This window comes from Phenylobacterium sp., assembly GCF_028290885.1.
Lineage (GTDB): Bacteria > Pseudomonadota > Alphaproteobacteria > Caulobacterales > Caulobacteraceae > Phenylobacterium.
The window spans coordinates 1-6,368 of sequence record NZ_JAQGIZ010000221.1 but is presented as its reverse complement, the minus strand read 5'-3'; the positions used below and the strand labels follow the sequence as shown (position 1 = coordinate 6,368).

11 protein-coding genes and 1 pseudogene are annotated in these 6,368 nt (G+C 70.5%); 2 read left to right on the top strand and 10 right to left on the bottom strand.

All coding sequences use genetic code 11. The features are described from left to right. The 3 genes and pseudogenes from JWP28_RS14860 to JWP28_RS14850 form a co-directional block, all read right to left on the bottom strand. A pseudogene (locus JWP28_RS14860) lies at positions 1 to 395 on the bottom strand (hypothetical protein); the annotation flags it as partial. A 131-nt stretch (positions 396 to 526) separates the two neighbouring features. Next, positions 527 to 1,093, bottom strand: coding sequence for an isoprenylcysteine carboxylmethyltransferase family protein (locus tag JWP28_RS14855; RefSeq protein WP_299544065.1), 567 nt, complete (start codon positions 1,091 to 1,093; stop codon positions 527 to 529). A gap of 5 nt (positions 1,094 to 1,098) precedes the next feature. After that, entirely contained in the window at positions 1,099 to 1,293 is a 195-nt protein-coding gene (locus JWP28_RS14850) for a hypothetical protein (RefSeq protein ID WP_299544063.1), read from the bottom strand. Positions 1,294 to 1,512: 219 nt separating this feature from the next. On the opposite strand from JWP28_RS14850, the gene JWP28_RS14845 reads away from it, so the two are divergent. Continuing rightward, positions 1,513 to 1,863: a hypothetical protein gene (locus JWP28_RS14845; RefSeq protein WP_299544062.1), complete on the top strand. Its 351-nt coding sequence runs from the start codon at positions 1,513 to 1,515 to the stop codon at positions 1,861 to 1,863. On the opposite strand, the gene JWP28_RS14840 is transcribed toward JWP28_RS14845, so the two are convergent. The 6 genes from JWP28_RS14840 to JWP28_RS14815 form a co-directional block, all read right to left on the bottom strand. Further along, the gene (locus JWP28_RS14840) at positions 1,838 to 2,719 is read right to left on the bottom strand and encodes an alpha/beta hydrolase (RefSeq protein ID WP_299544060.1); all 882 of its coding nucleotides are present in this window, start codon (positions 2,717 to 2,719) and stop codon (positions 1,838 to 1,840) included. The two genes, JWP28_RS14845 and JWP28_RS14840, sit on opposite strands and share 26 nt — an antisense overlap. Further along, positions 2,716 to 3,762 (bottom strand): amidohydrolase family protein, encoded by a 1,047-nt coding sequence (locus JWP28_RS14835; protein WP_299544059.1) that lies wholly within the window; start codon positions 3,760 to 3,762, stop codon positions 2,716 to 2,718. The genes JWP28_RS14840 and JWP28_RS14835 overlap by 4 nt, the downstream gene beginning before the upstream one ends. 85 nt (positions 3,763 to 3,847) lie before the next feature. Next, complete coding sequence (locus JWP28_RS14830; RefSeq protein ID WP_299544057.1) at positions 3,848 to 4,051, bottom strand: hypothetical protein; 204 nt, start codon at positions 4,049 to 4,051, stop codon at positions 3,848 to 3,850. 80 nt (positions 4,052 to 4,131) lie between these two features. Beyond that, the gene (locus tag JWP28_RS14825; protein WP_299544055.1) at positions 4,132 to 4,332 is read right to left on the bottom strand and encodes a hypothetical protein; all 201 of its coding nucleotides are present in this window, start codon (positions 4,330 to 4,332) and stop codon (positions 4,132 to 4,134) included. 105 nt (positions 4,333 to 4,437) lie between these two features. Continuing rightward, positions 4,438 to 4,575, bottom strand: a complete 138-nt coding sequence (locus JWP28_RS14820) for a hypothetical protein (protein ID WP_299544053.1) — start codon at positions 4,573 to 4,575, stop codon at positions 4,438 to 4,440. Positions 4,576 to 4,750: 175 nt separating this feature from the next. Beyond that, positions 4,751 to 5,236, bottom strand: coding sequence for an FKBP-type peptidyl-prolyl cis-trans isomerase (locus JWP28_RS14815; protein WP_299544051.1), 486 nt, complete (start codon positions 5,234 to 5,236; stop codon positions 4,751 to 4,753). Positions 5,237 to 5,350: 114 nt separating this feature from the next. Between JWP28_RS14815 and JWP28_RS14810 the strand changes: the two genes are divergently transcribed. After that, complete coding sequence (locus tag JWP28_RS14810; RefSeq protein ID WP_299544050.1) at positions 5,351 to 5,578, top strand: hypothetical protein; 228 nt, start codon at positions 5,351 to 5,353, stop codon at positions 5,576 to 5,578. 47 nt (positions 5,579 to 5,625) lie between these two features. On the opposite strand, the gene JWP28_RS14805 is transcribed toward JWP28_RS14810, so the two are convergent. Further along, entirely contained in the window at positions 5,626 to 5,991 is a 366-nt protein-coding gene (locus tag JWP28_RS14805) for an excalibur calcium-binding domain-containing protein (RefSeq protein ID WP_299544049.1), read from the bottom strand. Positions 5,992 to 6,368: the final 377 nt, after the last annotated feature.

Sequence of the window (6,368 nt, the reverse complement as noted above, 5' to 3'; positions counted from 1 at the left end):
CGCGGCGCCCCCTCGCGCGGGGCCGGCGCGCGCCCTGCGCGGGCAGGCCGTCCCCCGATGGGCATGACCAGCGGTGGGTCCTCTCGCGCCGCAACGGGTTCCAGCGCCGCGACCAGTTCGGGTTCCGAAGGCGGTTCGGGCGAGAGCGGCGGGGTCATGGTGACGACCGGGTCGGGCTCCGGTTCCGGCAGGGGCTCCGGAGCGGGCGCCGGCGTGGCGGCGACAAAGAATGCCCGCGGTTCGGGCTCCGGTTGCGGGACGGGCGCGGCGGCCGGCGCGCTGGGCGGCGGGGTGGCCCTCGGCAGGGCGCCCAGGCGGATCGGCGCCTGGGGCAGGCTCGGCCAGGGGCTCTTCCTGGCGAACGGATTGGCGTCGTCGTTCCGGAAAGGCGTCATGCGAGGTCCCCGATGTCTGGCGACCCTCACGCCCGAGTTCGGCGCTTGTGTGACCGCCCTGCGGCGCTCACCGGACGCTCTTCGCCAAGCGTCCCTCGCCGGACGCCCCTCACCAGACGTCCGGACGCCCCTCACCAGACGTAAGGGATGATCCGCTTGGTGCGGGTCATGTAGGCCCGATACGGTTCGCCGATCCCCTCGGCGAGCGCCCGCTCCTCCACGCCCATGCGGATGGAGTAGGCGACGAGCTGGACCGCGACGAGGATCAGCGGCGCCAGCGCGAAGCGGAGCGAAAGCCCGATGCCGAGCGCCGTCAGCAGCGCGCCGGCGTAGGACGGGTGGCGCAGCAGCCGGTAGGGCCCGGTCTCCACGACCGGCTGGTCGGTGGTGACCTTGACCACATAGGTGAAGTAGCGCCCCAGCGTGGTGACGCTCCACACCCGCAAAGCCATGCCGGCCAGCGCCACCGCCGCGCCGGTCCAAAGCGCCCACTCGCCTAACAGCGGCCCGGGCGTATGGCGGCCCCAGAGCCCGAACGCGACCCAGTAGCTGGCGCCCACCAACCCCCAGACGAGAATAAGGCTGCCGCCGTCGCGGGTCTTGGCCTCGGCCCGGCGCACCCGGCTCGCGTAGAGCTCCATGCAGATCAGCAAGCCCACCAGTACGAGCGGGACGAGGCGGTCGACGGGCGGTGTCATGGCCCCTAGCTGTCCTGGGTCTCGTCGGCGTTGTTCATGATGTGCTGGTAGACCGCGCTCGCCATGCCGCGCACGGTGCGGGCTGCGGTGGTCAGGGCGGCGTCGCCGACCAGGGTCGCCCCCTCCGAGGCCATCTGGTCCAGCTCGTCGGCGATCGCCGAGAGCTTCTGGTAGACGGCGATGTCGGACACCTCGGCCATGCGGCTACCCCTACAACCCGCCGCCGGCTTCGTAAAACCGGCCATTGATGGCTTACGCTCAAGCTTCAGTCCCCGCTAACCACGTAAGTTCACCGTGGATTGACCGGGAGGGGCGTAAGACAGCGATGTCGCCAATCGGGGTCCCGCAAGGTGTTTCCAACCATTCCCGTCAGGATCACGCGTCTCGTCTCCGCCCTGCTCGTGCTGAGCTGCGCCGTCATGCTGGTCGCCCCCCTGTCACTTGCCTCCGCGGTATCGCCCGGCAGCGAGGTGATCGGCGGCCTGATCTTCTACGGCGTGACGGCCGGGGCCTACGGCGTGCTGCCCTTCGTGCGGCGCGGCGACATCGCCATGGTGGCCATCTGGCTGGTGCTGGCGGTGGGCGTGGCGCCCTGCGTCGAGGGCCGCGAGCTTTCGGCCCCACATATGTTCGCCGACATGGCCGGCGTGCTGATGGCCGCGGTCCCGATCTACCTCGCCCGCTACCGCCAGATCGTCCAGGGCGACATGCGCCAGCACCGCCGCCGCGACACCGACGCGGCCGCTACTTCAGGTCCTGCAGCCAGCTGATCACCGCCGCCTCCAGCGCGACGCGCCGGCCGCTCCAGCTGTGGTCGGTCGCCTCGTGCCGCACGGTGACGGACTTGCCGCCCGCGTCCTGCACCGCCTTGGCCAGCCGCTCGGCGTTCGGCGCCAGGCCGTCGTCCGAGGTCAGCACCAGCAGTGGCCTGCCGGCCAGACCCTTGGCCACCGCCGCGTCGAACGAAAGCCTCGGCGAGAAGCCGATGATCTCGTCGGCCATCTTCTCGGGCGAGGTCCCTGCCAGGCTCTCCATGTCGCCGGCCATCGACTTGGCGACGATCGGCCTGGCCGCGGGGACAGCCCCGCGACCGCCCATGTCGGCGGCCGAGATCAGCACCGCGCCCGCGAGGCCGGGGTCCTGAGCCGCTGTCAGCGCCGTCACCCAGCCGCCCATGCTGTGGCCGGCCAGCACCAGCCGTTTCGTGTCGACCTGCAGGGGTCCGGCGTTGGCCGGGTCGCGCACGAAGGCCAGCACCGCCTTGGCGTCGGCGAGGTTGCCTTCGAAGCTGAAGGTTCCGGGGCTGCCCCAGGAGCCGCGGTAGTTGAAGGTGACCACGTTCCAGCCGGCGCGCCGGATCGCCTGCGCCAGGTCGAGGTTCTTCTCGTTGCCGGGCAGGCCGTGCAGCAGGACGACCGTCGGGTGCGGCCCTGCGCCGCCGGCCAGGTAGGCCACGCCGTTGATCAGCACCCCGCCGCTCGGGATGTGCAGCACCTCCATCCGCGGCGGGTGCGCGGCGTCGGGCGCCGGGTCGGTGTAGACGGCGGCGGGGATGTTCGCGGGCTGGGCGAGTGCCGGCGACGCGCCCAGCGCCAGGATCGCCGCCAGAAGGATCGCGCGTCTCATGGCAGTTCCAGACGGTAGGTCTTCGCGGCCGTGCCGCTGAACAGCGCGGTCTTCTCGTCGGCGCTGTAGCCCTTGGCGATGCGCTTGAACGCGTTCCACAGGGTCGCATAGGTGCAGCTGCCCATGTCCACCGGGAAGTTGCTCTCGAACATGCACCGCTGCGGCCCGAAGGCCTCGATGCAGGTCTCGATATAGGGCGCCCATTCGGCGGCGAGCTCTCCCGACGGTGAGCGGGGCTCGGCCAGGAACGACGGGAAGTTGCAGAAGGCCATGGCCAGGCCGCCCAGCTTCACCACCACGTTCTGCGACCTGGCGAGTTCATGGATGTTCTTGCGCCAGGTCGGGAAGCGCTCCTCCAGCCGCCCCTGGTAGCTCGCCCGGCCGACCGGGGTGCCGACGTGGTCGAGGATGATGGTGGTGTCGGGGAACGCGCGGGCGAGGTCGATGACCTCCGGCAGCTGCGGCTCCAGCAGCCAGGCGTCGAACGTCAGGCCCATCGGCGCCAGGTGTTTGAAGCCCTTGCGGAACTGGTCCGAGAGATAGAGGCCGGCCTCCACCCGGTTGAGCGGGCCCAGCACCTCCTGATCCGCCTCGAACGAGGCCGAGTTGCGGATGCCGCGGAAGCGGCCGCCGCCGGCCCGGACGTGCGCCTCCAGCACCGGCGCCACGCCATCGCCTAGCGTGAGGTCCGCGCGGCTGACGATGCCCGCGCAGGCGCGGGTCTCGCCGTACATCCCGCTGGCGCTCATGGCGGCGACGCCGTTGACGAACTCGGTTTCGCCGACCGGCCGCATCTCCACCGGCCCCTCGGCCTTGTAGAAGGCGCCGCACTCCACGAAGACCGTGGCTATGACGTTATGGCCGCTGCCGGTGTCGGCCAGGAGCTCGTCCAGCAGGTAGCGCCGCGCGTCGGCGATGGCAGTGATGAACGGATGCTCCGGCGCGCCGGATCCGCTGGGGGGCGCGGCCTGGTTCCGGCGGTCCCACAGGTGATGGTGCGGATCCACGATCGGCAGATCGGGCTCCAGAATGGCTTCGGCCATGCGGATCGTCTCCTCGCGGCCTCTTCAGGGGCCCGTCGGACGATCCTCGCCTATCGGCGGGCGCGGCGGCAAACCAAAACGCGGATTAGAGCTCTGCGATGGAGTCCGCGGGGAAGGCGAAGGCCCTGAACCTGCCCGGCAGGCGCAGCGCCGCGCGGGTGGCTTCCCGCAGGTTCTGGAACCGGGCGGCGGCCTGGGCGCTCACCGCCCATTCGTCGCGGCCGGTCTCACGGACGAGGTACTCCAGCCCATTCTGGCTGGTACGCGCGACAACTGCGGCGAATGCCATGCTCGTGTCTCCTGCGTTCGGCGAACCTGTTCTGTTTCGGTTCAATCCGTCGGAGACGCTTCAAGAGCTGTGCCGTAGCCTCAGCTTGGCGGCCCCGCGCGGCGGGCGAGCAGGGCCGAGCCCTCCGGCGTGATGTCCCAGCCCTCGCGGCTGCGTTCGGCCAGGCCCAGCTCGGTGAGCGCGCGCGCCGCGCCGATGTTGATGAACGGCGCGTCCTTGCCGGCCTTCTTGAGGGCCAGGTTCTGCAGCGCGTTGAGTTGGGCGTCGTTCAGGTCGTCCATCCGCCGACCCTACACCCTGTGCGGGCGGCCGCGCCGAGCAAAGATTGGTTTCCCGGCTGGCGTGGAACAAGTCGGCCGATCAGGAAGAGCGAGCACGCAAAAACTCTAGCCCATGATCTTCAGGATCAGGCCCAACACCGCCATGGCCAGGAAGACCCACATGGCGATCGAGAAGCCGACAGCCGCCAGCAGGCCGAAGACGCGGCCCGACCGGTGGGCCGGGCGGTGGCCTTTGTCCTCCACCGGTGGTTTCGTCCCATCCCCGTCCACGCCACCTCGCCCCGCCGCCTTTGTTGAAAGTGCGAGACCCTGTGGTTCGCGAGCGCTGGCGGTCATGGATTAAGGGGCCACGTCCCGGCGCGCCGCGCAAGGGTCTGCGGTTACGCTTCGAACGCACCGGCCCAAGACGTTGACGACGCTACGGCGCCTTCGCCGGAAGCACCGCCGCGAGCTCCACGTCGAAGACCAGTGTCGCGTTCGGCGGGATGCCGCGCTTCTGGGTGACCTGGGCGCTGGCCGCCTGGGGGCCGGGGGTGAACGGGCGCCCGGGGCCGTAGGCGAGGTACGGCGGCATGGTGATCCGCCAGCGGTCGCCCGGCCGCATCAGCTGCAGGGCCGCGCTCATCCCGGGAATCACCTCCTTCACCGCGAAGGTCGAGAGCCCGCTCCCGTCGTCCGGCGAAGTCGAGAACACCTCGCCGTCCTCGAGCCGGCCCACGTAGCGCATGGCCACGCTGTCGGCCCGCGTCGGATGGGCGCCCGCAGCCGGCCCCGAAGCCAGCACCTCGTAGCGCAGGCCCGGCAGGGCTACGGTCTTGCCCCTGGGCTCGGCGGAGGCGGCCGGCGTCCCGCCCAGGACGACAAGACCGGCGAGGGCGAGGGCGGCGGCAAGCGGTCGACTCATGGCTTCACTATAGGCCGCGCGCGCGCCATCTCCACAGCGGCCCCGCTCTGGATTACCGTCTCTTAAGTGAGTCTGGCCCAGACGGGGTCCGGGCCGCGACAGGGAGAGACAGACGTGAAACTCAAGACGATCGGCCTGGCGCTCGTCGCCACAGGCTTCATGGCGAGCACAGCGCTCGCCCAGACGGGCACGATGCAGCCCATCCCCAACCCGCCCGAAAAGGCGAAGCCGATGCATAAGGCCAAGAAGAAGCATGCGGCCAAGCCGGCCGCCGCCGCCGACGCGAAGGCTCCCGCCGCCGAAGCCAAGGCTCCGGCCGCCGCGGCCCCAGTGAAGAAATAGCGCCGCCGCGCTCCTCCTCCGCTCCGGGCGGGGGAGGGGGGCGAAGGTCAGCGGCCGGACAGGCGCTTCCAGATCAGCGCCGTGCGGACGGACGCGTCCGGCCCCGGGCCATCGGGCGCCGGGGCGCAGGCAATCCCGTTGTTGCCCGGGTCCTGCCACTGCACATAGGCCGGCGAGGCGCGCGGGATGTCGTAGAAGCCGGCCGCATGGGCGGCCTTGCAGTTCGGGAACGGCTTGGTCAGGTCCAGGGCCGGATCGCGGAAGGCGTAGGCCACGCGCGCGCCGATCTCGGGATGCATCCGGCTCAGGCCGAACAGGATGACGGCCGAGCAGGCCAGCATCCACAGCACCATGAGGCCGAAGCCCCCGCCGCCGGCATATCCGCCGCGGTCGCTGTCCTGTACTTCGTCCATTCGCCTCGGTCCTTCCGCGGACCCTCATCCTGCCCGGCTAGGGTGAAACTTCGGTTCATTTCGGCCGAGTAAACCGGCTTTTCAGTCCGGAAACTATCGCCGCGCCGGCTGCCCACCACGTTCGAGAACAAAATCAGAACGCACCTCTTTTTCGGACCTATCACGTTAGGCGAACGGTGGTACGCCAAATGCGGCTGGGCTGGTTGGGACGCGGCATTGGCAAGGGCTCAACTGGCGCCGCTGGCGCTCGCGGCGGTGCTGGCCGCCGCGCCGCCTGGACGGCCGCACGGTCGCGACGGGGCGTTGAACCCTCCAGCCGTGGAACCTCTCCGCAAGTCCCCACGTTGGGCCGCGCGTATCTTTCGAAACGGATTCGC